The organism is Roseofilum sp. KMC-1, assembly GCF_057802075.1.
Map to the genome: position 1 here is coordinate 325,761 of NZ_CM173605.1, position 24,589 is coordinate 350,349.

General features: G+C 45.4%; 27 protein-coding genes. 12 read left to right on the plus strand and 15 right to left on the minus strand.

All coding sequences use genetic code 11. The features are described 5' to 3' along the window. Positions 1–14: 14 nt before the first annotated feature. A complete protein-coding gene (acpP, locus tag AC3FZD_RS01560; protein WP_488738444.1) occupies positions 15–260 on the minus strand; it encodes an acyl carrier protein in 246 nt (81 codons plus the stop codon). A gap of 277 nt (positions 261–537) precedes the next feature. Here acpP and AC3FZD_RS01565 point away from each other — a divergent pair, with 277 nt between their 5' ends. From AC3FZD_RS01565 to AC3FZD_RS01575, 3 genes are all read left to right on the plus strand, one after another. Next, positions 538–1,455: a CoB--CoM heterodisulfide reductase iron-sulfur subunit B family protein gene (locus AC3FZD_RS01565; protein WP_488738445.1), complete on the plus strand. Its 918-nt coding sequence runs from the start codon at positions 538–540 to the stop codon at positions 1,453–1,455. 172 nt (positions 1,456–1,627) lie between these two features. Continuing rightward, entirely contained in the window at positions 1,628–1,825 is a 198-nt protein-coding gene (locus tag AC3FZD_RS01570; protein WP_488738446.1) for a hypothetical protein, read from the plus strand. Between the two features lie 94 nt (positions 1,826–1,919). Beyond that, entirely contained in the window at positions 1,920–2,399 is a 480-nt protein-coding gene (locus AC3FZD_RS01575; RefSeq protein ID WP_488738447.1) for a Tic20 family protein, read from the plus strand. Here the strand turns inward: AC3FZD_RS01575 and AC3FZD_RS01580 are convergent. After that, positions 2,396–3,184 (minus strand): fumarylacetoacetate hydrolase family protein, encoded by a 789-nt coding sequence (locus AC3FZD_RS01580; protein ID WP_488738448.1) that lies wholly within the window; start codon positions 3,182–3,184, stop codon positions 2,396–2,398. The genes AC3FZD_RS01575 and AC3FZD_RS01580 overlap by 4 nt on opposite strands. Before the next feature lie 230 nt (positions 3,185–3,414). Between AC3FZD_RS01580 and rpsF the strand changes: the two genes are divergently transcribed. Continuing rightward, on the plus strand, positions 3,415–3,753 hold the full coding sequence (gene rpsF, locus AC3FZD_RS01585) for a 30S ribosomal protein S6 (protein ID WP_488738449.1): 339 nt from the start codon (positions 3,415–3,417) through the stop codon (positions 3,751–3,753). A 195-nt stretch (positions 3,754–3,948) separates the two neighbouring features. After that, positions 3,949–5,673 carry an ABC-ATPase domain-containing protein gene (locus AC3FZD_RS01590; RefSeq protein WP_488738450.1) on the plus strand — a complete coding sequence of 575 codons (1,725 nt, stop codon included), beginning with the start codon at positions 3,949–3,951 and terminating at the stop codon, positions 5,671–5,673. On the opposite strand, the gene AC3FZD_RS01595 is transcribed toward AC3FZD_RS01590, so the two are convergent. The 3 genes from AC3FZD_RS01595 to AC3FZD_RS01605 form a co-directional block, all read right to left on the minus strand. Then, complete coding sequence (locus AC3FZD_RS01595; RefSeq protein WP_488738451.1) at positions 5,667–7,343, minus strand: sensor histidine kinase; 1,677 nt, start codon at positions 7,341–7,343, stop codon at positions 5,667–5,669. The genes AC3FZD_RS01590 and AC3FZD_RS01595 overlap by 7 nt on opposite strands. Positions 7,344–7,358: 15 nt before the next feature. Next, positions 7,359–8,387: an ABC transporter substrate-binding protein gene (locus AC3FZD_RS01600; RefSeq protein ID WP_488738452.1), complete on the minus strand. Its 1,029-nt coding sequence runs from the start codon at positions 8,385–8,387 to the stop codon at positions 7,359–7,361. A gap of 124 nt (positions 8,388–8,511) precedes the next feature. Beyond that, on the minus strand, positions 8,512–9,870 hold the full coding sequence (locus tag AC3FZD_RS01605) for an FAD-binding oxidoreductase (protein ID WP_488738453.1): 1,359 nt from the start codon (positions 9,868–9,870) through the stop codon (positions 8,512–8,514). Between the two features lie 158 nt (positions 9,871–10,028). Between AC3FZD_RS01605 and AC3FZD_RS01610 the strand changes: the two genes are divergently transcribed. After that, a complete protein-coding gene (locus tag AC3FZD_RS01610; RefSeq protein WP_488738454.1) occupies positions 10,029–11,939 on the plus strand; it encodes a tetratricopeptide repeat protein in 1,911 nt (636 codons plus the stop codon). Positions 11,940–12,080: 141 nt separating this feature from the next. Here AC3FZD_RS01610 and AC3FZD_RS01615 read toward each other — a convergent pair whose 3' ends face one another. The 3 genes from AC3FZD_RS01615 to AC3FZD_RS01625 form a co-directional block, all read right to left on the minus strand. After that, a complete protein-coding gene (locus tag AC3FZD_RS01615; protein ID WP_488738455.1) occupies positions 12,081–13,826 on the minus strand; it encodes an ABC transporter ATP-binding protein in 1,746 nt (581 codons plus the stop codon). A 62-nt stretch (positions 13,827–13,888) separates the two neighbouring features. Continuing rightward, a complete protein-coding gene (locus AC3FZD_RS01620) occupies positions 13,889–14,095 on the minus strand; it encodes a HepT-like ribonuclease domain-containing protein (RefSeq protein WP_488738456.1) in 207 nt (68 codons plus the stop codon). Further along, positions 14,085–14,375 carry a nucleotidyltransferase family protein gene (locus AC3FZD_RS01625; RefSeq protein WP_488738457.1) on the minus strand — a complete coding sequence of 97 codons (291 nt, stop codon included), beginning with the start codon at positions 14,373–14,375 and terminating at the stop codon, positions 14,085–14,087. Before AC3FZD_RS01625 ends, AC3FZD_RS01620 begins: the two co-directional genes overlap by 11 nt. A 228-nt stretch (positions 14,376–14,603) precedes the next feature. Here AC3FZD_RS01625 and AC3FZD_RS01630 point away from each other — a divergent pair, with 228 nt between their 5' ends. Then, on the plus strand, positions 14,604–15,686 hold the full coding sequence (locus AC3FZD_RS01630; RefSeq protein WP_488738458.1) for a peptidoglycan-binding protein: 1,083 nt from the start codon (positions 14,604–14,606) through the stop codon (positions 15,684–15,686). 20 nt (positions 15,687–15,706) lie between these two features. Then, the gene (locus AC3FZD_RS01635; RefSeq protein WP_488738459.1) at positions 15,707–16,375 is read left to right on the plus strand and encodes a hypothetical protein; all 669 of its coding nucleotides are present in this window, start codon (positions 15,707–15,709) and stop codon (positions 16,373–16,375) included. A 50-nt stretch (positions 16,376–16,425) separates the two neighbouring features. On the opposite strand, the gene AC3FZD_RS01640 is transcribed toward AC3FZD_RS01635, so the two are convergent. Continuing rightward, positions 16,426–17,163: a phosphoadenylyl-sulfate reductase gene (locus tag AC3FZD_RS01640; protein WP_488738460.1), complete on the minus strand. Its 738-nt coding sequence runs from the start codon at positions 17,161–17,163 to the stop codon at positions 16,426–16,428. Positions 17,164–17,294: 131 nt separating this feature from the next. Here AC3FZD_RS01640 and AC3FZD_RS01645 point away from each other — a divergent pair, with 131 nt between their 5' ends. Continuing rightward, positions 17,295–17,546 (plus strand): glutaredoxin family protein, encoded by a 252-nt coding sequence (locus tag AC3FZD_RS01645; RefSeq protein ID WP_488740424.1) that lies wholly within the window; start codon positions 17,295–17,297, stop codon positions 17,544–17,546. A 97-nt stretch (positions 17,547–17,643) separates the two neighbouring features. Then, positions 17,644–18,891 (plus strand): FAD-dependent hydroxylase, encoded by a 1,248-nt coding sequence (locus AC3FZD_RS01650; RefSeq protein WP_488738461.1) that lies wholly within the window; start codon positions 17,644–17,646, stop codon positions 18,889–18,891. Positions 18,892–18,969: 78 nt separating this feature from the next. Here AC3FZD_RS01650 and AC3FZD_RS01655 read toward each other — a convergent pair whose 3' ends face one another. Continuing rightward, entirely contained in the window at positions 18,970–19,506 is a 537-nt protein-coding gene (locus tag AC3FZD_RS01655; protein ID WP_488738462.1) for a hypothetical protein, read from the minus strand. A gap of 185 nt (positions 19,507–19,691) precedes the next feature. Between AC3FZD_RS01655 and ruvB the strand changes: the two genes are divergently transcribed. Next, positions 19,692–20,804, plus strand: a complete 1,113-nt coding sequence (ruvB, locus tag AC3FZD_RS01660; protein ID WP_488738463.1) for a Holliday junction branch migration DNA helicase RuvB — start codon at positions 19,692–19,694, stop codon at positions 20,802–20,804. A 162-nt stretch (positions 20,805–20,966) separates the two neighbouring features. Here ruvB and AC3FZD_RS01665 read toward each other — a convergent pair whose 3' ends face one another. Genes AC3FZD_RS01665 through AC3FZD_RS01680 form a run of 4 tightly spaced genes read right to left on the minus strand, consistent with a single transcriptional unit; the run spans position 20,967 to position 22,478 of the window. Beyond that, complete coding sequence (locus AC3FZD_RS01665) at positions 20,967–21,302, minus strand: XisI protein (RefSeq protein ID WP_488738464.1); 336 nt, start codon at positions 21,300–21,302, stop codon at positions 20,967–20,969. Next, positions 21,290–21,709 (minus strand): element excision factor XisH family protein, encoded by a 420-nt coding sequence (locus tag AC3FZD_RS01670; RefSeq protein ID WP_488738465.1) that lies wholly within the window; start codon positions 21,707–21,709, stop codon positions 21,290–21,292. Before AC3FZD_RS01670 ends, AC3FZD_RS01665 begins: the two co-directional genes overlap by 13 nt. Before the next feature lie 32 nt (positions 21,710–21,741). Then, positions 21,742–22,077: a XisI protein gene (locus AC3FZD_RS01675; RefSeq protein ID WP_488738466.1), complete on the minus strand. Its 336-nt coding sequence runs from the start codon at positions 22,075–22,077 to the stop codon at positions 21,742–21,744. Beyond that, positions 22,065–22,478 (minus strand): element excision factor XisH family protein, encoded by a 414-nt coding sequence (locus AC3FZD_RS01680; protein WP_488738467.1) that lies wholly within the window; start codon positions 22,476–22,478, stop codon positions 22,065–22,067. The genes AC3FZD_RS01675 and AC3FZD_RS01680 overlap by 13 nt, the downstream gene beginning before the upstream one ends. Positions 22,479–22,594: 116 nt before the next feature. Between AC3FZD_RS01680 and AC3FZD_RS01685 the strand changes: the two genes are divergently transcribed. Then, the gene (locus tag AC3FZD_RS01685; RefSeq protein ID WP_488738468.1) at positions 22,595–23,443 is read left to right on the plus strand and encodes a tetratricopeptide repeat protein; all 849 of its coding nucleotides are present in this window, start codon (positions 22,595–22,597) and stop codon (positions 23,441–23,443) included. A 100-nt stretch (positions 23,444–23,543) separates the two neighbouring features. On the opposite strand, the gene AC3FZD_RS01690 is transcribed toward AC3FZD_RS01685, so the two are convergent. Continuing rightward, the gene (locus AC3FZD_RS01690) at positions 23,544–24,401 is read right to left on the minus strand and encodes a Uma2 family endonuclease (protein ID WP_488738469.1); all 858 of its coding nucleotides are present in this window, start codon (positions 24,399–24,401) and stop codon (positions 23,544–23,546) included. Positions 24,402–24,589 lie beyond the last annotated feature (188 nt).

Genomic DNA, 24,589 nt, shown 5'->3' on the forward strand with positions numbered 1-24,589 from the left:
GTAAGGTTGAGATTTTAGGCAGGGGTTCCTTGTTTTTCGATATAGTCTACGGCTGCTTGGACTGTAGTAATTTTTTCAGCAGCATCATCAGGAATTTCAATATCAAACTCTTCTTCTAGAGCCATAACCAGCTCTACGGTATCTAGGGAGTCAGCCCCTAGGTCTTCCCCAAAGGTGGATTTGGGTTCGATCTTCTCTGCATCTACTCCAAGTTGATCGGCAACGATTTTTTTGACTTTCTCGAACGTTACATCTGACATGGCTTAATTTCTTCCTTACTTGATTGGCTTAAACTGGGTTACTGTGCAACTTATTATTCTAAGCATTTTTTGATCTTATCGGAAAGGGTTACTTTGCAGGTAATTTTCCCACCTGTTTTTGAGGAGGCTGTTCTGGGTGACTGGGTAAAGCCTTTGGGAATAGGGGTGAGGACGGCTCGATGGGGTTAGACCTTAACTTTCCCTGAAGATTGCCCCAGTCGGTTGCTAGAGCGATAGAGTGTTAGAGGTCTTTTGTTGTTTGAATAGAGAACAGCCCATGGTTACATCCTCTCTAAAATCCTCCCTGAAGTATGCTTATTTTCCTGGCTGTGTTGCCCAAGGTGCTTGTCGAGAGTTATACCAATCTACCGGAGCGATCGCCCAAGCCCTAGGCATTGAGTTATTGGAGCTTAAAAAAGCCTCCTGTTGTGGTTCAGGCACGTTTAAGGAAGATTCACAACTGTTGGAAGATACGGTAAATGCCCGGAATATTGCTTTAGCAGAAGAACTTAATTTACCGCTTTTGACTCATTGCAGCACTTGTCAAGGTGTGATTGGCCATGTGGATGAACGGTTAAAGCACTCTCAAGAGGAGAATCCAGAGTATTTGGCACAGGTGAATGGGTTGCTGAAACAGCAGGGATGTAGCCCTTATCAAGGTTCAACTCAAGTGAAGCATTTACTCTGGGTATTGGTGGCTGATTATGGTCTAGAGGCGATTCAGGAACGGGTGAGTCGTTCCCTCAAAGGCTTAAAGTGTGCGGCGTTTTATGGTTGTTATCTGCTGCGCGGACAGGAAACGCCTTGGGAAAATCCCCATAATCCCCAGTCTATGGAAAACCTGTTTGAGGTGATGGGGGCGACTCCGGTTTACTATCGGGGTAGGACTCAATGCTGTGGTTGGCCAATTTCTAGCTATGGAACAACGGAGTCCTTTAAGATGGCAGGCGGCCATTTGCAAGAGGCGATCGCCTCTGGAGCGGATTGTTTGGTCACTCCCTGTCCCCTATGTCATCTGAATCTAGACTCCAGGCAACCGGAAGTGGCGCGGGTTGTGGATCGGCCTCTGGGTCTACCGATTCTCCATTTACCCCAGTTGGTGGGTTTGGCTCTGGGGCTTTCTCCCCAAAAGTTGGGTCTAGAGCGTCATGTGGTCTCTACAGAACCGGTGTTAGAAAAGTTGGGTTTGCTTTAGCGATCCTGAAATCATCTAGTTGAACCTTAAAGGTTCATCTGGATGATCTATGGGTAAGAGTAAGGACGGTTTTTAGATTAAGCTCTGTATCGTTAGGCACTGTTTACTTTAAGAGTCACTTACAATATAGGGTAAAGGCATTCGCCAAATCAATTTTTTGGGAGATTGAGTCATGTTAGTCATGATGATGGACGATGGGATTATTTCACCAAAAACGGTTTGTCAAAGCTGTTGCTGGGCCGATCGCAGTGGTCAACCCCGTTGGAGACAGGGACATTTGACCTGCGGTCATCCTCTAGCAACTGGCGATCGCCACATAGCGAATCAGTACGAGTGTCAAATGGGATTCCGCATCGCCCAAATTAGTTAGGCTTTTACCGGGTTAATCTGGCTCTCACGTTGAGGGAAAACTTGCGCTATGGTGGATGGGATGATGTTGCCTCATGCACAAGGAGAACTCAACCATGACCTGGCGTGGAACCACCACTGTACCCGATCGCATTTTTGCCTGTTTACCCTATCTATTGCCCCTGATCTATGGAGTACCCTTCGGAATCTCATTAATGACGCAGTTCCCAATTTTGAAGCTGCTGTTGATTCCTCTATCGCCCTTGATGCAAATTTACAGTAGTATTCCTTTTGCCAGTCTGATTATCTTCTTTGTCCTATTTATGGCAGTGGTTCGCAATCCGAATATCAATCACTTTATTCGCTTCAATACCATGCAAGCGATCCTGATGGATATCGTTTTGTTTCTGTGTTCTCTGGTGATGAGTTATATCCTCCAACCCGTCTTTGGGGGAGGATTAGTGATAGAAACTTTAAACAATACGATCTTTTTAGGGGTATTAGTTGCCGTCGGTTATGCGATCGCCCAATCGGTGATGGGACGCTATGCTGAAATCCCGACCATTTCCGAAGCGGCCTATACCCAAGTCCGTTAGGAAGTGGCTCCTAAGCGGGCGATCACCGGATTATCTAGGGAACCAATACCCTCTAACTCAACGCGAACGCGATCGCCCACTTGCATGGGGCCAATGCCTTCTGGAGTCCCGGTTAAAATCACATCTCCAGGCATTAAGGTCATAATTTGGGAAATATAGGAAACTAACACCTCTGGAGAAAAGACCATATCACTAATGGGAGCCGATTGGCGAGGCTGCTCTTCCTCATTGAGAAAGGTTTGTAATCTTGCCCCTGGATTAATTTCGCGCACAATCCAAGGCCCTAATGGACAGAAGGTATCAAAGCCTTTTGCCCTTGTCCATTGGCCATCCCGACGTTGCAGATCCCTGGCGGTGACATCATTGGCGATCGTATAGCCCCAGATTTTGCTGGCTGCCTCTTCTGGACTACAGTCTACACAACGATTCCCAATCACCACCGCTAATTCTCCCTCATAATCGACCTGTTCTGATTGGGGGGGATACAAAATCGGAGCATCGATAGGAATAATCGCTGTTGAGGGCTTCATAAACAGCAGGGGTTCCTCCGGTACAGGTGTTCCCATTTCTGCCGCATGATTAGCATAATTTTTTCCCACCGCCACAATCTTTGAGGGAGCGCAGGGGGCCAAAAAATGATAGGCATCGACCTCTAGGATTAACTCAGTGGGTTGTCCCTGTAACCAAGGGGGAGCATCAAGCACTTGTACCTCGCGGTTGAGCTTGAGCAATCCATAATAGATTTTTCCTTCCATGGTTTGGACTCGGACATAGCGTTGGGCCATTACCTTACCTGCTACTTTTTGTGTATAATCAGAAATTGGTCTTAAATTTTGTCTGCAATTTTTAAGAACCCATCTATCTCACTGTTGTAGGCTTTGGCAGCTAGGCATCACCTGAGCGACAAAGACTCAAATATTTTAACTTGACATCCTACAATAGTAAGTCCTTGCTGATTGAGCAAGTCGGCATAATTGCCTAGTGCTGAGTCAGCCCTGTCCATAAGGAGATTTTAATGACGATCCGAAATTTTGTTTACGAAACCATGTATATCCTGCGTCCCGATCTAACGGATGAACAGGTGAGCCAGATGATTGAAAAGTATCAAAGCCTCATTCGTGATGAAGGGGGTACGATTGTGGAGACTCAACACCGAGGTAAACGGCGTTTGGCTTATGAGATTGCCAGACAACGGGAAGGAATCTATATCCAGATGAACTATACTGTAGAGGGTCGGGTGATTGCCCAGTTAGAACGGGCGATGCGCCTATCGGAAGAGGTGATTCGCTATCTAACGATTAAGCAAGAAACTCAAGAAGTATCTGAGTCAGAAGCGGAACCGGTTGAAGTGTAGGGTTTAGGAAAGTAGCCAGAAATCGGGTTTGTGCGACAGTCTGAGATCATCTCGAAATAGCAACAAGAAACCCGGTTTCTGACCTTGAGCCAATGCTGGCGATCGCTCAGAATCGTTAATCTATACCCGATTCGATTACCGATTACTAGCGCAAAATGTGATACAATCAGAGCTGGTTTTTGCTTTCACATTTCCATGGCCGATCAACTGCATTTACGTCAATTGCTCCATCAATTAAACGATCGCAGCTACAAAGCGTATAAAGATATTCGCGGTCGTTATCAGTTCCCAGAGTTTCTGCTTTGTATTGACCGAGTGCAGGGCGATCCCTTTGCTGCACCGAGCCAAGTCCGGGTGTTGATTTCCTATGAGGTGGCGGGTTTTCCCCTACAAACTTATGAAAATCGCAGTCGGGCGATTGCTTTGTGTGATTATTTGACTCGTCGATTTGGTCAAGTTTGTCACGAAATTAGCGATCGCCGGGGGACGGGAAATAGTGGACTGATGCAGATGATTCGGGTCGGTCAAGAAGTATTATCTCGTACTTCGATGATTTTGACGCAACAGGGGATTGAAGCCCGGTTTACTGTGGGTTTACCAGCCCAGGGTCGGCGAATTTTGGGCTATCAAGCGGGGGAATTGTTGTGTGAAGATTTACCAGAAATTGTGGAACAATCCCTGAAGTATGAGAACTTGTCAGCCGAGGAATTGCAAGGGCATATTGAAACCGTGGAAGATGCGGAAGCGTTGCGATCGCAGTTGAGCCAAAATTACTTAGTCGCCTTTGTGGCCGATGGAGCGGTTTTACCCCGTCGCAGTGGAGTCGATCAACGGCCATTGGCAGATGGGGCGATTGCGTTTAAGTCTCCGGAGTCCCTGCGAGTAACTCTGGAGACTCCTAACCGGGGTAAGATTACGGGGATGGGAATCCCCCAGGGCGTGACGTTAATTGTGGGGGGAGGATACCATGGGAAATCGACTCTATTAAAGGCAATCGAATTGGGGATTTATAATCATATTCCCGGAGATGGGCGCGAATTTGTGGTCAGCGATCGCCGCTCAGTTAAGATTAGGGCAGAAGATGGCCGGGCGGTTACCGGGGTAGATATTTCTCCCTTTATTCAGGATTTACCGCAAAACTTAGATACAAAGAGCTTTTCCACCGCTAATGCGAGTGGTAGTACCTCCCAAGCGGCGAATATGATGGAAGCGCTGGAGGTAGGGGCGAAATTGTTTTTAGTCGATGAAGATACGGCTGCTACTAATTTTATGATCCGCGATCGGCGAATGCAAGCCTTGATTGCCAAAACCTCCGAACCCATTACCCCCCTCATCGATAAGGTGCGCCAACTCTATACCGATTATGCTGTGTCTACCCTGTTGGTGATTGGCGGCAGTGGGGATTATTTTGATGTGGCAGATACTGTCATTGCTATGAATCATTTTGTACCCGAAGACCTGACGGAAGTAGCCCAGGCGATCGCCGAAAAATACCCCACAGAGCGGCAAATCGAAGGCGGAGATCATTTTGGGCAAATTTCTCCCAGAATCCCTTTAGGAGCGAGTGTAGACCCCAGTCAGGGGCATAAACCGGTGAAGCTCAAGGTCAGGGATGTGAATCAAGTTGTCTTTGGTGCAGACTCTATTGACTTAGCGGATGTGGAGCAGTTAGTCGAAGTCGGGCAGTTAAAGGCGATCGCCGAAGCCATGGTTTATGCTAAAGAAAAATATCTTGATGGCCGACACACCCTAGCCGAAACCCTAGAAGCCATTTTCGCCGATATTGACCAAGGAGGGCTAGATGCACTCACCCGGTTTCGGGAAGGAAACTTAGTCGAATTTCGCCCCTTTGAGTTAGCAGCAGCCTTTAATCGACTGCGCTCCTTATCCGTGAAGACTATCAATCATCAACATTATTGACAGACTGGAATCTCAATCTCAAATTCTGTCCCCTTGTTCAGTTCAGAATGACACACTAAGCGACCCTTATGGTGGTCAACCACAATTTTATAGCTAATTGAAAGACCCAAACCCGTTCCTTCTCCCACTGGCTTAGTCGTAAAAAATGGGTCAAACAATCGCTGTTGATGGGCTTCTGAGATTCCCACACCATTATCAGCAATATAAATCACTACTGATTTTAAATCATTAGCACAATAGCGAGCCTCTGTGCGAATCGTAATCGTCGGCAGAAACGGTTTATCTTTTTCTGCTTCCTCCTTCAAAGCATCAATAGCATTCGCTAACAAATTCATAAACACTTGATTTAGCTGGCTCGGATAGCAATAAATTAGAGGCAGTTCACCATAGTCCTTAATCAGTTCAATTGGGACAGAATGGGGGAATTCTTTAAACCGATGTTGTAAAATCAGCAGCGTACTTTCAATCCCTTGATGAATATCTGCCTCTTTCATATCTGCTTCATCCAAGCGGGAAAAATTCCGCATCGATACAACAATATCACGGATGCGATCCGTTCCATGTTTCATCGATTTTAAGATATTTTTAATATCTTCCAGCACAAAATCAATTTCCAACTCTTCCCTTAATTCTTCAAGTTCTGAAACCGGCTCAGGATAGTATTTTTCGTAGGCATTCAATAAGTGTAAAAAATCCTGAAAATAGCCTTCAATCGGAACCAGATTACCCGCAATAAAATTAACTGGATTATTGATTTCATGGGCAATTCCAGCAACCAACTGACCTAAACTAGACATTTTCTCTGTTTGGATCAGTTGAGCTTGAGTTTGCTTTAACTCCAGAATAAGCTGTTCGAGTTCATCCGACTTTTTTCTGAGTTCATCTTCAGCTTGTCGGCGTTCCATAATTTCCTGATGGAGTTGATTATAAGCTTGGGAAAAGGTCTCAGCCAGAGCAAAAAACTCTTGACAGTTCAAAGATTTAGGGATCGCAAAATTCTGATTATTTTTACTCTCTTCTATCCCCTTATTAATTGTTTTTAGAGGTTTTAATACTGTGGTTTGAATTGACCATAGTAAAAACAGTATAATGACCAGCATAGCTGTCATTAGAATCAGGACAGAAAAGACAAAAGTCTGTCTGGAAAGCTCTTCCATTTCTGCTCGATCGATAAATAGTATCACTGCACCATTTGAAGAAGTGAAAATAGGGCTATAAAATGGAGTCATGAAAATCAGAATTGATTTTCGGTTTAGAACTACCTCTGTATTCAGACTTTGTTGCCTGTTCATCGAGGTTTGTAATGATGCGATCTCCGGTTGTAAACGATAGTATAAACTCCTGGGAAAAATGCTATTACTCTGGGCGATAATATCGCGATTCGAGCTAACAATCACAACTTCTAAAACAGCAGGTAAGGTTGCATAATTTTGCACCGTTCGATTTAAACTAACCGTATAACTCCCTTCCACAATGGCTTCAACGGCAAAAATTAAGCTCTTGGCTAAAGCTTCAGTCCGACTTTCAACCTGTTCTGCCAGATTTTTCCTTAACCACCAATATTCTCCAACCAAGGCGATTGAACCTACGGTTAAAAAAGCAATAATAAATGTACTAAGAAGTCTTTGAGCTACTGTCCATTTAGAGTTTGCCTGAATCAACAATTTCATTATCACTCTGCTATTTTATTTTTGTTCCTTTTCCCAAATGGCGATCGCCGACATCACCTGTGTTGGGTCAATCTTCACATTTTCCACAATCGTGCGGTTATGACGGGGATCTTCTCGTAATAATTGGGCAATTTCTGCTACGGCTTCTTCTAACCGTCCATTGGCGGCAAACATGCGACGATTCATCTCAATATCCCCTTTTTTCAACCCGGAATAATCACTAGCAAAAGAGTCTCCGCTTTGTTGCAATAATTCTCCAACACTGTTAAATACCACTTGGGGCTGGGTTTCAACTTCCTGCATTAAATCGAACCAAGCTAAGATAAATTGAGTGAGTTCTTCTGGATGACTTTGCACATAACTTGCACGAGAGACAAAGCCATCAATGACTAAACTATCTAGATCTGCGGTGGTAAAGGGAATGCTACCATTAATTGCTTGTGCCGTTTCACTTAAATCTGGCTCCCACAAAACTGCTCCCTTAATGTTCCCTTGCTTAATAGATTCAATGGCTACTGGATTGGAAATGTCTCGAATATTGACATCTTCTGGCTTTAGACCATTGTTTTTTAAGGCTTCGAGTAAAATTAAATGGCTCACTGTTCCTAGTTTTGCCCCAATGGTTTGACCTTTTAAATCGTTGACAGATTGAATATCTTCAGTCACCACTAATCCATCGGAACCATAAGATATATTGGTAACCATGAGATAAACCAGGGGATCGTCTCCCGGTTCTACCTGCATTAATTCCCAGAGGGAGACAAAGGCAGCATCTAAATTACCACTGAGCAAACTGCGAATGGTATCTTGAGCCACATCAAACCGAGAAAATTCAATCTCTAAACCCCGTTTTGCAAAGAGTCCCGCGTCTTGAGCATAGAGAGCGACATCATATCCTGGCCAAGTATTTGTGCCTACCTGCATTGTTGTGAGGCGATCGCTGTTAATATTGCACCCTTTTAAGAATAAACTGGTTGTCAAAGTTAACAGTGCCAGGGCAAACCATAACGGTCTAAGATAGATTTTTGAAAATGACTGAAACATCAGCAGATTCCCGGTCAGACTGATAGATTAATTTTTTTATTTTAGCAGCTTGTAGAATGGGCAGGAAGATGAGTGATATTTTCAACTCTGTCACCCTACCCTATGAGGACTTACTAAGGTATTGTTATTCACGATCCATTTGCTCCAACCAACCGCGCATTTTTCCCGGATTTAACAAACCATAGGGATCGACTTGTTTCTTAAAATTCACTTGCAAAGGATTAATCATTCCACTGCCCCCATCCTCTAAAATATAGGTATGGGGGTTAAAGATTAAAACGCCATGATTTTGGTGATCTGCCATAATTTCTTGTAGCCGTTCTTCAGTAGTAAACCGCACTACCTGTAACCCACAGGGACAAACTTGCCCTTGAAAGCGGACAATTTCTAAATGCATCATCACTTCTTCTCTATAATGCTCATAAAACCGTTGTACTAACTCTAATTTCGGATCGTAGGGAAAGCGACTTTGTAAATAGGTTAAATTGGGGTCAGCACTACGAGCATGGAGGGTGGTATGATTCCAGGTAAACTCTCCTAAGTTGAGAACTTTATTTGAAGTACAGGAAAGAAAAGTAATTTTCCCTTGAAATTCATTTGCTAAATCTTCTAGGGGTTCCATAGCATTTTGATCGAAAATGATCAAAACTGCATGATGTTGATCGAATAAATAGGGTTGAAGAGGGGTAAAATAGGAGGGAATGGGCCAAGCATGAAGACTGATGAGTTTAGCCACTAAACCATCAGATTCTCCTAACTTTTGGCTAAACCTTGCTGCGTCCATGAAATCTGAGAAAAGAATGATACCTTCAGCCCAGGGATATTGAGGTGCTAAGGGGATCTCTAACTCAATGATAATGCCATTGGTTCCATAGGCATGATTGACTTTTTGGACTTCATCCCCTCGTAAATCTAGCACTTGCGGTTCTGCTTCGATGGTGATGACTTTCGCGGCTAAGACATTGCCGCGATCGCCCAACCATCCGTATAAAATAGATCCAATTCCGCCACTCCCTCCGGCAATAAACCCCCCCAGAGTTGCCGTGCGATAGGTAGAAGGAAGTAAGCGCAATTCCCAACCCATTTCTGAAGCTAACTGATTAATTTGAGCTAACCTTACTCCCGGTTCAGCTCTCACCCATCCCGGTTCTATTTCCAGGATATTTTTCGTATTTGTTAAATCTAAAACTACTCCCCCTTCTAAAGGCACACATTGGCCATAATTTCCCGTTCCTGCACCTCGAACTGTAACCGGAATTTTATACTGAACACATGCCTTAACTACCCGTAAAACATCCGACTCATTGTGAGGAAATACGATAAGATCAGCGCGTTTTTCCCTTAGTAAAGGCTGTAAAATTGGGCTAAAATGAGAATAATCTTGGGATAATTTTGCCACCTGATTTGGTTGCGTCGTCCACTCTATCCCCTCCAGGACTGACACCAATTGATCCCAGTGATTTTTGAGCTGTAGTGAAATCATCCTATGCCTTCAGAAATCGCCCTCTAATTCTACCATAGCCCCTGAACGGGTGGGTAGGCTCTACTGGCCAGAATCAAGACGAAGCAATGGGGAAAAATCCTGAATTGGGGGTTAATTCCTTGGAGTATGGAAGTAGTCATTATTTATTACTCATTCCAATGATGTTACAAGATAAAAATTGGCAAACCTACCGCGACTTAAAAGAATCACTCAAGTTAAATATCCGTCGTCAACTGTTTTTAGCCGTTTGTGACGATCCGAATTTTTGTCAATATTTGGTGAATCAATTGGAGATGGAGTGTCGATGTAATAGCACTCCTCTAGATGCGGAGATGCGGCGATGGGTGACTCTGGAGTTAGAGGTGGACGATCCGAATTTGGTTCACCAGATCGATCGCTGGTATAATGCGGCTAATCATGAAGAGATCCAGCAATCTCTCCCCTCCAGTCCCAGTTCTCCCCCCAGACGACGCAAGGATGACTGGATGAAGGTTTCACCTTTAGATCTCTCTCCCCATAGTCCCCGTGAGTTTTCCCCTGGGTTCCAGTTTTTTGGGGTGCAGCGTCTTACCCAAAAATCTCCTACTCAACAATGGTCTTTTCTGCAAAATTTAGAATATATTGCCCAACGTTATCTGGATTTAGCATGGGACTGGAATCTACTGATCTGGATACCTCGCCCCTGGTTATTTTCGATTCAACAGTCTGTTCCTCGCTTTTGGCATTGTCATACGGGGTTATTTGAGTTTGTGGCTGAACCCCTTCCGGCGACTTCACGGGGGGGGATCAGTTTAAATGGGTTAAATGGGCGAGTAAAAGAGTTAGCTGGGTTACCTAAGCAGGAGAAAGAAACACCGGAGCAAGAACAGAAACTTACAGCAGCAGGGGAAAGAGTGCGTCCTTTAGCTGTTAAAACCGATACAGTTAAAGAGGTGCAAGGGGCGATCGCCACGCAAAAGGAAACTCTGGAGGAATTAGAGGAAGGGGCGATCGCTCGTTTAGATTTACTGAATGATTTAGGCAATCTCTACTGGATTTTATCTCGGAAAATGACGAACCGGGAAGAGGGATTAGAAGCGCTCAAACAAGCCATTCAAACCTATGAACAAGCTTTATCTCATCCGGAGATTCAATCCCAACCCCAAGCTTATGCTCGCCTACAGAATAACTTGGGCATTGCTTATGGGGAATTATCGCGCCATGAGAACCCCATCGATAGCTTAGAAAAGGCGATCTCCGCATATCAGACAGCCTTATGCTATCGAGGACAACCCATGGATCGATCCTATGAGCAACTTTCGGAACAAGACTTACAGCACTATGCCTCGACTCTGAATAACCTGGGAACCGCCTATTGGAATTTAGCGCAACATCAAGAACCCGCTAAAAACTTGAAACAGGCGATCTCTGCTTATCAAGAATCCCTCAAATATTATCATCCCGATCGCGATGCTCTCAGTTATGGCATGATTCAGAATAACTTGGGGACTGCCTATTGGAATTTATCCCAATATCAGAATGCTAAAGACTATTTACAATTAGCCATTTGGTCTTATCAACTGGCGCTTCAATATCGTACCCCAGAAAGCAATCCCAGTGGCTATACAGCGACGCAAAATAATTTAGGAACCACCTATTGGCATTTAGCCAATCAACCCGACTCACCCATTGAACAGAGGCAAAAGTATTTAAAAGAGTGTATTAAAGCTTATCAGAAGGTGATTGAAGTCATGGAAAATACCCCATCTCAAGGCTCCTTATCCTTCACCTTCGATCCGGTTTCTACCCATAATAATCTCGGTGTGGCTCTCTATCAATTTGCCATGACTGCCCATCAAGTCGGTTCTAAACAAAAATGGGATATCTTAGAACCCCTGGAATTATCCTTAAATCATCATATCCAAGCCTGGTTGGGATGGCAAAATAACCCGCAAATGGCGAATACGGCGCTTAATTATTTACTGCAAGCGGTGCGATCGCTCTATAATGAGGGCGGTATTGATGCTCAAAATCGCGCCCTAGCGCAAGTTCCCAGAACTTTATTACCGGAAATTCTCAATCGACTCTGAGAATTTTACCTTTTAGATTCTTGGCTAGAGGATGACGAAGATGCCTCAGAGCATCAGCAAGCTTGGGAGTTTTTGCAAGTTGCCCTCGACGAAGATCGATTGTCCGATCGCCCCTTGTTCCCATGAAAGGAGACATCATTGCTATTTCAATAATTCCTCAAATTGTTGTTGATTCCAAAGGCTTTGATACAATCCCTCTTGCCCGATTAATTCCCGATGGTGTCCCATTTGCACAATAGTCCCCCGTTCCATCACCAAGATGCGATCGGCAGTGGCTGCGGCTGAAAGTTGATGGGAAATAAACACCACCGTTTTTTTCCTTGTTCCTGTAGACAGATTCTTTAAAATTCCGGTAGCCGTTTGATTATCTACACTCGATAAACAATCATCTAAAATTAAAACGGGCGCATCAACAAGCAAGGCACGAGCTAGGGCAGAACGCTGCCGTTGTCCACCGGATAAAGTAATCCCCCGCTCGCCCACAATGGTATCATAATATTGGGGAAAATTGAGAATTTCTGGATGAATTTGAGCTAAAGTTGCCGCCCTTTCCACCTTGGACTGTTCCGCTAGAGGATCGCCATAGCGAATATTATTTTTAATCGTTGTACTAAACAAGAAACTATCTTGAGGAACAAAGGCGATCGCGCCGCGCAAATCTTCTAAATTCAGCTTAGTAATATCATAACTATCCAAAAACACTCGACCCTGAGCAATCGGCAATAGGCGCGGTAGCACTTTAGCTAGGGTCGATTTTCCGGAACCAATAGGGCCGACAATGGCAATCGTTTCACCGGGATGAATGGTAAAATTAATATTATTCAGAGCAGGGGTAGAACTCTCTGGATAGGTATAGCTGAGATGACGAGCAACCAGTTGACCTTTAGGAGGAATTTTGAGCTGTAGAGATTGGGGAGAAGTTTTAATTTTGGGCTGCACTTTCAAAATTTCTTCGATACGGTTAATGCTCACTTCTCCGCGCTGGTAGGCACTGATGGTGAAGCCGAGTAAGGCAGTGGGAAAAACGAGGCGCTCCACATAGAGCAGCAAGGCTAAAAAGTCCCCAATAGTAATCGCACCTCTGGCAATTTCTTGAGTTCCCATCCAGAGAATCACCAGCAAACTTAAGGAAGCCAGCGCTTCAACTAAGGGAAAGAGAAAATTACGGGTTTGGGCTAACTTGAGGTTAGCTTCGAGTAATTGCTGATTCAATTGGCGAAAAGCTTGCTGTTCATTATCTTCTTGGGCATAAATCTTGATTAAAGAAATGCCACTCATATCTTCTTGAATTAAATCGCTGACGCGAGAAAGTTCTTCCTGAACATCCTGCTGTTCCTGGCGCAGTCGGTTGCTGAAAATCTGGACAGCGAATAACATTAAAGGATAAACGGCGATCGCCAACAAACTCAAGCGCAAATGAATCGATAGCATCACCGGCAGCGTCAACACATAGGCAAACAGCGTATTCGCCAAACTCAACACCGCAAACCCCAACAGACGACGAATACTGTCCACATCCGAGGTCGCCCGGTTAATCAAGTCCCCCACCGTATGGGTGGCAAAATACCCCGAATCTAGGCGCAAGAAATGCCCGAAGATCGCCTGTTTGAGGTCAAACTCCACCTGACGACCCACCCCAAACAACCAAATCCGCGAAGCCATGCGAATTCCCCACATAATCGAGGCTAACAGCAATAACCACACCACCGTAGCAACCACCGTCTGCACGCTAAAGGTGACTTGCAGATTATTCACCCCATCCCGAATCAGCAGAGGTAGATAAACCCCCAAACCATTGACAATTAAGAGGGCAAAAATACCTAAGCTGGCTGGCTGCCAATGGGGGCGTAGGTAAGATCCGAGTTTCTGTAAATTCGATTGAGCCATAGGGAAAGGGTTGGAGACTTTTTCTATGGTGACACATCGCGCTACGGGCGGTAATGGTTAAACTACTTCTGGGGATAACGAGACTGGATACTCTCATTAACGTTAGTTGCCGCCTCGCCAACAATCATAAAGTTGTAAAGAATACCATGTAAAGTGAGTCTTTCGAGATCTTCAAACTCCTCGTAACTCATGCCCGCAGTGGCTTGTTGAATGCAGGCGATCGCCTCTAAAATATCTTGTATCCGTAGATCCCAGGCTCTAGAAGGCACGAATAACCTCCTTAAGAACCGGTTCCCGTAAATGCTCTCTCAAGGAATCTTCTGTGCCCAAGTCTATCGCACAACCGAACAGATCTTCTAAATAGTGTTGTACGCGAAACAAATCAAACAAGCTAGCTTTTATGGAGAACTCTACGAGAAAGTCAATATCGCTATCCGGCCCAGCTTCATCTCTAGCGACTGAGCCAAACAACTTGAGAGACTTGACTCCCAGGGTTTCGAGTTGTTCTTGGTGACTGGCTAACGTGGCCAATACCTCTTCTTTGTTCATCGTTCGAGATAGGAGTTGCGTAATTACAGAGCAGTATAGCAATTTTGCTTCTTGTGAAGAACCAGGTACAATGACCTCCTGTTATGGGACTCATGCTTACTGAGTCATCTTACCCTTTCTCAATCCCACCCCAGTTTAATTTTTAATTTTTAATTTTTAATTTCTAATTGAATTAGAATCCTGATATTTTTGAAGGATGATCACAATTACACCCAACCCAAACTCATTATGACCAGCAACAAGCCCATTTTACAAAAAGGTGACGGCATCTCTTACCCCGACCTGAAAGAACCGGTCAAATACCTGCAAAGCTTACTCCAAAAAGCAGGGATGCTCAAACCTACCGATCCGATTGATGGTCTCTTTGGTTCAGGGACAGAACAAGCCGTCAAAGCATTCCAAGCCAAGAAAGGCTTAAGGGCTGATGGCTTTGTCGGGCCCAATACCTGGGCCGCTTTAGAGTCGGCAGGGCCAGCAGGGACGACAGCCCCGAAAAAACTGCGCTATCCCGTCTTACGCAAGGGAGATGGGATTACCTTTACCGATTTGCAGGATGAGGTGAAAATTCTGCAAGATTTGCTGAAAAAGGCCAAGATGTTACCGGCGAATTCTCCAGTTGATGGGCAATTTGGTAATAGTACCGAATCAGCCCTAAAACAATTCCAGAAAGCTAATAATTTAGTGGCGGATGGGATAACAGGGCAAAGAACCTGGTCAATGTTGGCCGGTCAAGAAGTAGAAACCTATTTACCCTATGGCAATTTGGTCTTGTCTATCGATCTCGATAAGGTGATTTACTCGATTCCTTATCCCGATGTGCGCTCTTATGCTTGGGATTCGATTCCCTTGATTATTCGGGCGGCTGAAGCAGCTAATGTGACAGATAAGGGGCAAATTGCTTATATTTTGGCTACGGCGGAGCATGAATCCCGTTTGGGTCAATGGATGGAAGAGTTTGCGAGCGGTTGGGCTTATGAGTATCGCTCGGATTTGGGTAATACTCAGTATGGAGATGGGCCTCGCTATAAGGGGCGGGGATTTGTACAAATTACGGGACGGCGCAACTATACGGACTGGTCAAAACGGTTAGGGATTGATTTGGTGGGCAGTCCCACTTTAGCCCAAGACTGGGAGATTGCAGCCAAAATTCTGGTGATAGGGGCGCGCGATGGCACGTTTACGGGGTATCGCTTGAGCCATTTTATTGCGGGAGCAACGAGGGATTTTCGGGGCGCTCGGCGGATTATTAATGGTTTAGATCGTGCCGGACTGATTGCGGCGATCGCCGAAGAGTATTACAGAGTTCTGTAGCGTCTATCATGATCTTTCCTATGAATAAACTATGGTTGGCCCCTATAAATTTGATGGCTCTTTTGATGGTCATCACCCTGGGTGCATGTCAAGAATCCCCGGTTGTCCGTTCTTCTGCCTCCTCTGAATCGCCAACCCCTGCTTCTACTTCTGAGGCAACCCCACCAGCCACTCCCCCTGCCTCTTCTACTCCCCTGTCAACGACGGAGCAGCAACCGTCAGGGGGTGCAACTCCCCCCGTTGTGACGGCTGAGGCCAAGTTACCCCATGCGGTGTTTACGCCGATTTTATCCGAGTTACAGGGCCAGACTCAGCTACCGGTAATTTTGCCCAGTTGGCTGCCGGAAGAAAAAGAGCAACCCCAAGTTTATGCTATTACCACAGGGGTTTCTGGTTCTGAATATCAAGTGCTACTCGGATTTAGTCCAGATTGTAACGGGGGAAATGCTTGCCGTTGGGGGGAAGTTTCCGGTGAAACCGGGCCCTTAAGTCCTCCAGAAGGGGGAGAGTCGGTTACCCTGGCTCAAGGAATTACAGGCTATTTTGTGCCGTCTGTCTGTGGCGCTAATTGTTCCGATGCTGTGGTGATGTGGGAACAGAATGGAGGACACTATAGTGTGGGTTTGAAGGCAGCAGATAAGGAACAAGTAATGGAAATGGCAAATTCGGCGATCGCCACAGTTCCCTAATGGTTAAGGGAAGGGTTAAGGGCGATCGCGATCCTAGAGAATAGAGCTGATTAAAACCGAATCCCACATTCGGTTTTATGGCTCCCTCTCCATCGTTTAAGGGATTCATCTTCTACAGGTTTGGGAATTAAGGATGTGGTTGGCTGATCGCTAATGTAGGGATAGCCTTGGTCATGGAGGGGATTGTACATCACTTCATGTTCGTACACATAAGCCCAAGCTTCCCGTCCTCTCCAATAGGCTAGAGGATTGATTTTCAGCCGTCCGACAGAATCGAGTTCGAGAATCTCGATCTGATAATGACTAATCATTTGATCGCGCCGTCTACCCGTGAGGTAGGCAATCGCCCCTAACTCCTTAAGTCCCTGATCCAGAGGCTCTCGACGGGTAAGCGTCGCAAATTGCTCTGAGTCACTCACCCATAATTCTCGACCGTAAGACTTTTCAAACGCTTTGCGCGTCGGCATCGTCGCCATCTTATAGAGTCTCAAGTCTAAGTCATAGCAAGCTTTAGCCTCCGATATAAAGGCTATAGTTTCGGGAAAATGATACAACGTATCGACAAACAGTATGGGAATTTTCTGCTTTGGACACAGATAGCGATACAGCATATCTGTAATTACCATATCATCGACGTTAAAAATGCTTGCTTGCACTAAACCCGTGGGAAAGTTCTGCAAGCACCAACCAATGATATGTAAGGGATGGGTATGACTGAATCGCCGATTGAGTTCCTGTAAGTCGAGGTTGGTGTGAACTTGGCCTAAAGTTGCGGTCAGATTGGTCATGAACACTGAATACCCTTTATGGTGTGACCTCCATCCTTTAGTTTACCTTAAGATTGTGCCCATAGATTTTTGATTTATCCTGGGCATGAAGTGAGATAATCACAGAGTAATGGCTTGTCAAATTGCCGATGATGTACTTAATCTTATACAGTAAACCCGGATGCCATCTCTGTGAGGGATTACAGGAAAAGCTCCAACAAGTCCAGAACATTGCCTTCAAGTTAGAAGTTCGAGATATTACTACCAATGACACTTGGTGGCAGGCCTATGAATATGAAATACCGGTTTTAGTTCTCGATGGCAGTCCCCCTCAACGCTTACCCCCTTTCTCTCCCAGGGGAACGGTTGCCCAACTGGAGAAACTGTTAGGGAAATATAGCTAGATCATGGGGATTGCGATCGCGACCTTGCCCAAAACCGATCGCCACGTCACAATAACGAGAAGAATACCTCTTTGTGAATGTCAAGCTCACCTGACTTATGCTTACTGCTGTACCTTTGACAGCGCAACCCCCTATCCACCCTCACCCCACCTATAAAACTGATATCGCCATCGTGGGAGCCGGAATTGTGGGAGCGACTCTAGCTTGTGCCTTAAAAAACTCTGGCTTGAGCATTGCCTTAATAGAAGCTCAACCCCAAGACCAAGCCGCCTCTAAGCGCCAAGCCTATGCCCTTACCTTGCTCTCTGGGAAGATTTTTGATCGATTAGGGGTTTGGCAAGAAATTCTGCCCCAAATCGTCACATTTGACCATATTCAGTTATCGGATGCCAATCAATGGGTGGTGGATTTAACCCCAGAAGACTTAGGTACAGATCACCTGGGCTATGTGGGAGAACATAGGGTAATTTTAACAGCCCTGCAACGGCAGATTAATCAATCTCCTCAGATTCAGTGGGTATGTCCAGCTCAGGTGCAAGAAGTCAGGTATTTTGAGGATTTTGCCCAGGTTTGGGTGAATTCAGCCGAACATCCGGAACCGGTAGTGATTCAGAGTCGCTTAGTAGTGGCGACGGATGGCTCTAAATCTGCTATTCGCCAAGCCGCCAACATTTCGACCCAAGGATGGCGCTATTGGCAATCTTGCGTTGCCACAACGATTAAAACGGAAAAACCCCACAATAATGTGGCTTTTGAACGATTTTGGTATACCGGCCCAATGGGGGTTTTACCCTTACCGGGAAACCGGGTACAGGTGGTGTGGACGGCTCCTCACGAACAGGCGGAAGCTCTGCAACAGTTGGATGAGGCTGAGTTTTTGCGTCGCTTGGAATATCGCACGGCGGGTATTTTAGGACGGTTGGAGCTGGCGGGCCCCCGGTTTGTGTTTCCGGTACAATTGATGCAGTGCGATCGCTACGTTGAGCATCGTCTGGCTTTGGCTGGAGATGCGGCCCATTGTTGCCATCCGGTGGGAGGACAAGGCCTCAATTTAGGGATTCGTGATGCTGCTGCTTTGGCAGAAGTGATTCAAAGTTGTCATCGTCAGCATCAAGATATTGGCCAATTCAAGAATCTTAGAGCCTATCAACAATGGCGTAAACCTGAAAACTGGATGATTTTAGGGTTTACGGATTTCTTAGACCGGACATTTTCTACTGACTGGTTTCCTGTAGTCTGGATACGCCGTTTAGGGTTACTCTGCTTACAGAAGTTTGGCATTGGTCGCACTCTTTCCCTGAGATTGATGACGGGTTTAATGGGACGCGCTCCGGAAGTGAATTAAGTTCGGTTAATTGGACAAAAGAAGCGGGCAAGATGCCCGCACTCCCTTCATCTTTTGATGTTCCTGGAGTGAGTCTGCTTAATGCAAGCACTCTTCTAGGGCGGTTTGAATGGCTTGTTTTTGTTCTCCATCGTATCCCCACCGCTCTAGGAAGCTTTGATAAGCTCCGCTTCCGGTTTGGGCGCTCTCCTGTAAGCTCTTGGCCTTATCTTTGACTTGGGGTAATTGGAGTTGATTGATTAAGTGGACGCTGCGGGCTTGGACTTGTTGGGAACTAGCCGCCATCTCTGGATTTTGGTTGCGGGTATGGGTGATGGCCATGGCCGTAGACATGGCGATATTTTTCACCAGTAATTCACTGACGATTTCGGGAGAAGTCTGTAATCCGCTTACGACTGCGGGGGTGGGGCGATCGCTCAAAGTCCGTGGATCGGTCAAATAAGTCACAAAAAATCCCCTGGCTCCGTTTTCGGTTTTTACTAACTCACTGATGGTGGTTTGAATGACCCCTTCGCTTAATTCTCCCTGTTCCAGAAGATCAAGAAAAGTTTGCGTTAGGGCGATCGCCTGTTCAAAGCTGACATTTTCTGGCACAGTTAAGGAGGGATAAGACATGATCTCAAGCTTAATCAACATCAAATAGTGGCGATCGCCTCACGAGCCATGGCGATCTCTATCAACATTGTACTCTGCTGTTTGTTATCTGGAATCCTGAAATTTAATTTTTTCGGCTGTCGCCAACCTGAAAACTTTTAATCGATCCCACTTGCCTGCCGTCTTTTCGCATTTACTCCCAAATTATGGCTATTGAGTCTTCCTATCCATCCTTTCCCGATCCTAAAAAGCGGCGAATGCGTACCAGTCGCCAACCCTATGCAGCGCAGAAAAACCGGGAACCAGAAGAGGAAGAATCCCTCTTACAAGCAGAAGCCAGCTTTGAGGAAACCGACAAGCAGGAAGAAAAATTACGTCCCCATCGATTAGCGGATTATGTGGGACAACAAGACCTCAAAAGTGTATTAGAAATTTCTATTCAAGCAGCCAAAGCCAGAAAAGAACCCTTGGATCATCTCTTGCTCTACGGGCCGCCGGGTTTAGGAAAAACGACCATATCTTTAATTTTAGCTTCAGAGATGGGAGTAACCTGCAAAATTAGTGCCGCACCGGCTTTAGAACGTCCCCGCGATATTGTCGGTTTATTGATTGGTTTGCAACCGGGAGATATCCTATTTTTAGATGAAATTCATCGCCTTTCTAGGGTGGCTGAAGAGTTACTTTATCCAGCGATGGAGGACTTCCGCTTAGATATTACGGTGGGTAAAGGGAAGACGGCAAAAACTCGCAGTATTCCCCTGAAACCCTTTACTCTGGTTGGGGCAACCACGCGAGTAGGGGCGTTAACTTCTCCCTTGCGCGATCGCTTCGGGTTACTGCAAAGATTGCGCTTTTATGAGTTAGACGAGTTAAGTTTAATTATCGAACGAGCGGCAAAAGTTTTAACTACCGAGATTACCGCCGAAGGAGCAACGGAAATCGCCCGGCGATCGCGGGGAACTCCTCGCATTGCCAACCGCCTTTTACGCCGAGTTCGTGACTATGCCCAAGTGAAAAAATTGGGGCAAATTTCCCAAGATATCGCTGCCGAAGCTTTAGAACTTTACAACGTCGATCCCTGCGGCTTAGACTGGACAGATCGTCTGATTTTAAGCGCCATGATCGAGAATTTTAGCGGCGGCCCCGTCGGTTTGGAAACCCTAGCTGCTGCCACAGGAGAAGATGCCCAAACCATTGAAGAAGTTTATGAACCCTATCTATTGCAAATTGGCTTTTTGCAGCGCACCTCTCGCGGTCGAATTGCCTTACCTGCGGCTTGGAAACATTTGGGATACACCCATCCCGATGAACCGTATTAAGTGAAGGCTTACAGCCGTTTTCGCTGCTATGGGGTAGATTTTGATCCCCCTAAATCCCCCTTTTTAAGGGGGACTTTCTTATTCCTCCCTTTTTAAGGGGGGTTGGGGGGAATCTTTTTCGGCTGTACCTCATTACCGCGCAAAGTGCTGTATCCCCTAAAATTAGGCGATCGCAAATCCAGTATGAGGGCGAATATCTGGCGGGTGAAAGCCTAAAACAATATCCGATTTCGGCACACCCGCTTCCAACAATTTTTCCGTAATTCCATCTTCAATCCCATCGCGGTGAATCCAGATTTTACCATCAATAATCTGGGCATGAGTAATCATACCATGAACGCGGTATTTGCCATCCCAACCGATAATCACCAACATAAAGTGATGGTTAGTCCAATCAGCAATTACATGGCTTTTAATGTCACCATGACTATAGGGAATTTGGGCATAGTAGTCTAGAACTTCTTGGATCAATTGACCATATTCATTTACTCTATCCATTGATTAATCTCCTGTGATGTTCGATCAAATATCAATAATTTAACTTGATTGGCACGTAGGGCAATTTGAGCTATTTTTTCCTCAAAAAAATCAAAATAAACTGAATCAGAAACGGCTAAATACAACTTCCGATCGCGATCCAGAGGTGATTCTTGCATTAAGCTTCTGTACAGCACATATTGACCCAAAGCACTTTCTAAATCTTGTACAGGAGATGCACGAATAAAACTTTTTACCTCTACAGCAATTCGTTGGTTGTCTTTTTCGGCAGCTAACAGTTTCTCTGCCCCCAGATCGACATAAACCGTTCGGCCTCCGACGGCTAAGGAGAGTGGATCGTTGGTAATTTGCCAGCCATCTTTGATTAAAGCAGTTTTCACCGTTTCGTGATAGATGTCTTTCGCCATTTTTGTTTTAATGATATAGCATCAACTCTTAATCAAGATATCCCATAACCGGTATAGGGTCGAACTTCTGGGGGTTGGAAACCTAAAACAATATCCGATTTCGGCACACCCGCTTCTAGTAACTCCTCTGTCACCCCATCCTCAATCCCATCGCGTTGAATCCAGATTTTACCGTCAATAATCTGAACGTGGGTAATACAACCATGAACGCGACGCTCTTGCTGCCAACCGACATCAAACAATAAAAAGTGATTGCGATCGCGATCGATAATCACATGCTCATCAATTTCTCCATAGGAGTAAGGCATGTCAGCATGTCTTCTGAGGATTTTTTCAATAGTTTCCCGATAAAATTCTAGTTTATCCATTGGACAACTTCCTCAACTTTAGGATTAAATGTTAAGATTTTAAGGTTATTGAGTTCTATGATTAATTGCGGGAGTTCTTCAGTAAAAAAATCAGAAAAAACTTTTTGAGGAATTGCGATATATAATTCCCGATTAAGTTCCAGCTTTTCTAAAACTTGGGAATACAGAATATATTGACCGAGTGCTTGCTCTAAATCTTTGATGGGAGAAGGATTTAAAAAGCTTTTCACTCCTATGGCAATGCGCTTTCCCTGTTTTTCGGCGGCTAATAATTTTTCTGCTCCTAGATCGACATAGGTCATCCGACCACCAAATTTTAATCGCAGGGGGTCGTCTGTAATTGTCCAGCCATCTTTGATTAAAGCGGTTTTGACTGTTTTGTGATAAATATCTTTGGCCATCTGAACCACCCATGAGTTTGGATAGTTTTATGTCTGTACAAATCAACCCATTTCAAGGTATAATAACAGATATTTTGTGATGAGTAAAGTCAAAAAAACTAATTGTAGAAGCACTTATGAATGTATTTTGGAAAGGACTCTTAATTGTCGTCATTCTTGTAGCCACTATTATTTTACCAGCTCAGGCGATCTCTGTGCGGGAATTTCCCCATCAGATCTGGGATCAAGAAAGTGCTACTCCTCAGTTAATTAGTGCGGTGGATAGCAACTTAGAAGACTTGGCGCAGGAAGCGTTGAGAGCAGCAAATCAAGGGGATTTTGCCACAGCAGAAGCAGATTGGACAGAAATTTTAGAAGTGTATCCCGAAAGTGCAGCCGCTTGGAGTAATCGGGGCATTACCCGTGCGAGTCAGGGGAATTTTGAGGGAGCGATCGCCGATTATAATCAAGCGATCGCCCTTGCACCTTTGGTTACCGATCCCTATCTCAATCGCGGAGCAGCTCTAGAAGGGTTAGGGCGCTATGCAGAAGCGATCGCCGATTACAATCATATCCTGGAGATCAACCCCGATGATGCCCAGGCATACAACAATCGCGGCAATGCCAAAATGGGCTTAAAAGACTGGGAAGGGGCGATCGCCGATTATAAAACCTGTAACGAACTTGCGCCTAACTTCGCCTTTGCTCTCGCCAGTCAAGCCCTCGCCACCTATGAAACAGGGGAAACCGAACAAGCCATCAAAATGATGCGAAATCTGAACCGCAAATATCCCCAATTTGCCGACATGCGAGCCGCTTTAAGCGCTGCTTTATGGGTAGAAGGGAAACAAGGAGAAGCCGAAAGTAATTGGGTAGCCGCAGTCGGTTTAGACTCTCGCTATAAAGATATGAATTGGGTGAAAAACATCCGCCGTTGGCCTCCGGCAATTACAGAATCCTTAGACAAATTCTTAAATCTTTCCTAATGGAGGCTTGAGCAAATACTTTTCATCTTAGGGTGGGCAAGGTAAGAGTTTTAGGAGTGGGATAATATCAACGATTCTCCTGCCCACCTTACCCTTTTTTCTAGGGAGCGATCGCCCTGACTTCTTCGAGAGATAAATTTAAAGCTTCGGCAATTTGTTCGGAATTTAAGCCCATGTTAGCAAGACGAAAAATCGCTTCTCGCTGCGATCGCTCCGCTCTTTCCGCTCGTTCTGTAGCGCGATCGCGTTCGACTTCGGCAGTGATTGCCCGTTCTTCCGCCACCGCAGCCCGTTCTTCTCCAGTGAGCAACAAGTTCCCTCGATCGTCCCACCAGCGCAACCACTTTTGATGCTGATTCTGGTAATTCCCTTGCCACAGCCCTAACTCCACTTCCAAAGGAGTAATCGGATAATGGCCGCGATCGTTCGGGGTCAATTTACGATAAGTTATATCCTCCAAATGATACACCTCCAATGTGCCTGCACTCATGGAAAAAATCCCATAGTAGGGAATCCGCATCACCTGTTCGTAAACCCAAAATTTCCCCGGCTTAATCTTTTCCGTTCCATTGGCTACCGCCAGAGGCGTATTATCTCGTTCCTCCGTACCATCGCCACTAGCGAATTCTAGCACCACTAGAGGGAGAATATGTTCTTGCCAGAGAACATAGGAACGGCGATATTCACCATCCAGGAGCGGAGGAACATGGGGAACATAGAACCAATCTGGCGCTTCACAACCCCGTTCGGGAGGATCGGTCAGTCGCCAATAGATACCGCTATCCTGTCCGATCGCATATTGTCCATCTGGATGTAGCCTTTTCATAACAGAGCCAATGGAGTCCGTAAGGATAATGCTTTGCGGGTGTTCTTGAAAGTTTTTCACAACCGAGCCATCCTCCTCTGGCAATTCCATATGGTTTGGTAGTTGAGTTGGGAAAGTTACGGCTTGAGTCATAGGTTTTCTGGATACCGTTAAACTTTTGGTAATAATGAGAAGTCAGAGATTAAGAACGAGTCAGCACCTGCCAGATAATAAAGGACGCAAACGCCAAATACCCAGCTACTGCCAGCCAATCGAGTGCAGATGCGATCGCCATGACTGCGAAGACCCCATTTTTTGTTAAACTGCTAGTCTGACAAAAC

What these genes read in the sequence shown, in the direction of transcription:
- acpP (WP_488738444.1), bottom strand. Translation starts at nt 260, where the DNA reads ATGTCAGATGTAACGTTCGAGAAAGTCAAAAAAATCGTTGCCGATCAA.
- AC3FZD_RS01565 (WP_488738445.1), top strand. Translation starts at nt 538, where the DNA reads ATGGTTACATCCTCTCTAAAATCCTCCCTGAAGTATGCTTATTTTCCT.
- AC3FZD_RS01570 (WP_488738446.1), top strand. Translation starts at nt 1,628, where the DNA reads ATGTTAGTCATGATGATGGACGATGGGATTATTTCACCAAAAACGGTT.
- AC3FZD_RS01575 (WP_488738447.1), top strand. Translation starts at nt 1,920, where the DNA reads ATGACCTGGCGTGGAACCACCACTGTACCCGATCGCATTTTTGCCTGT.
- AC3FZD_RS01580 (WP_488738448.1), bottom strand. Translation starts at nt 3,184, where the DNA reads ATGGCCCAACGCTATGTCCGAGTCCAAACCATGGAAGGAAAAATCTAT.
- rpsF (WP_488738449.1), top strand. Translation starts at nt 3,415, where the DNA reads ATGACGATCCGAAATTTTGTTTACGAAACCATGTATATCCTGCGTCCC.
- AC3FZD_RS01590 (WP_488738450.1), top strand. Translation starts at nt 3,949, where the DNA reads ATGGCCGATCAACTGCATTTACGTCAATTGCTCCATCAATTAAACGAT.
- AC3FZD_RS01595 (WP_488738451.1), bottom strand. Translation starts at nt 7,343, where the DNA reads ATGAAATTGTTGATTCAGGCAAACTCTAAATGGACAGTAGCTCAAAGA.
- AC3FZD_RS01600 (WP_488738452.1), bottom strand. Translation starts at nt 8,387, where the DNA reads ATGTTTCAGTCATTTTCAAAAATCTATCTTAGACCGTTATGGTTTGCC.
- AC3FZD_RS01605 (WP_488738453.1), bottom strand. Translation starts at nt 9,870, where the DNA reads ATGATTTCACTACAGCTCAAAAATCACTGGGATCAATTGGTGTCAGTC.
- AC3FZD_RS01610 (WP_488738454.1), top strand. Translation starts at nt 10,029, where the DNA reads ATGATGTTACAAGATAAAAATTGGCAAACCTACCGCGACTTAAAAGAA.
- AC3FZD_RS01615 (WP_488738455.1), bottom strand. Translation starts at nt 13,826, where the DNA reads ATGGCTCAATCGAATTTACAGAAACTCGGATCTTACCTACGCCCCCAT.
- AC3FZD_RS01625 (WP_488738457.1), bottom strand. Translation starts at nt 14,375, where the DNA reads ATGAACAAAGAAGAGGTATTGGCCACGTTAGCCAGTCACCAAGAACAA.
- AC3FZD_RS01630 (WP_488738458.1), top strand. Translation starts at nt 14,604, where the DNA reads ATGACCAGCAACAAGCCCATTTTACAAAAAGGTGACGGCATCTCTTAC.
- AC3FZD_RS01635 (WP_488738459.1), top strand. Translation starts at nt 15,707, where the DNA reads ATGAATAAACTATGGTTGGCCCCTATAAATTTGATGGCTCTTTTGATG.
- AC3FZD_RS01640 (WP_488738460.1), bottom strand. Translation starts at nt 17,163, where the DNA reads ATGACCAATCTGACCGCAACTTTAGGCCAAGTTCACACCAACCTCGAC.
- AC3FZD_RS01645 (WP_488740424.1), top strand. Translation starts at nt 17,295, where the DNA reads ATGTACTTAATCTTATACAGTAAACCCGGATGCCATCTCTGTGAGGGA.
- AC3FZD_RS01650 (WP_488738461.1), top strand. Translation starts at nt 17,644, where the DNA reads ATGCTTACTGCTGTACCTTTGACAGCGCAACCCCCTATCCACCCTCAC.
- AC3FZD_RS01655 (WP_488738462.1), bottom strand. Translation starts at nt 19,506, where the DNA reads ATGTCTTATCCCTCCTTAACTGTGCCAGAAAATGTCAGCTTTGAACAG.
- ruvB (WP_488738463.1), top strand. Translation starts at nt 19,692, where the DNA reads ATGGCTATTGAGTCTTCCTATCCATCCTTTCCCGATCCTAAAAAGCGG.
- AC3FZD_RS01665 (WP_488738464.1), bottom strand. Translation starts at nt 21,302, where the DNA reads ATGGATAGAGTAAATGAATATGGTCAATTGATCCAAGAAGTTCTAGAC.
- AC3FZD_RS01670 (WP_488738465.1), bottom strand. Translation starts at nt 21,709, where the DNA reads ATGGCGAAAGACATCTATCACGAAACGGTGAAAACTGCTTTAATCAAA.
- AC3FZD_RS01675 (WP_488738466.1), bottom strand. Translation starts at nt 22,077, where the DNA reads ATGGATAAACTAGAATTTTATCGGGAAACTATTGAAAAAATCCTCAGA.
- AC3FZD_RS01680 (WP_488738467.1), bottom strand. Translation starts at nt 22,478, where the DNA reads ATGGCCAAAGATATTTATCACAAAACAGTCAAAACCGCTTTAATCAAA.
- AC3FZD_RS01685 (WP_488738468.1), top strand. Translation starts at nt 22,595, where the DNA reads ATGAATGTATTTTGGAAAGGACTCTTAATTGTCGTCATTCTTGTAGCC.
- AC3FZD_RS01690 (WP_488738469.1), bottom strand. Translation starts at nt 24,401, where the DNA reads ATGACTCAAGCCGTAACTTTCCCAACTCAACTACCAAACCATATGGAA.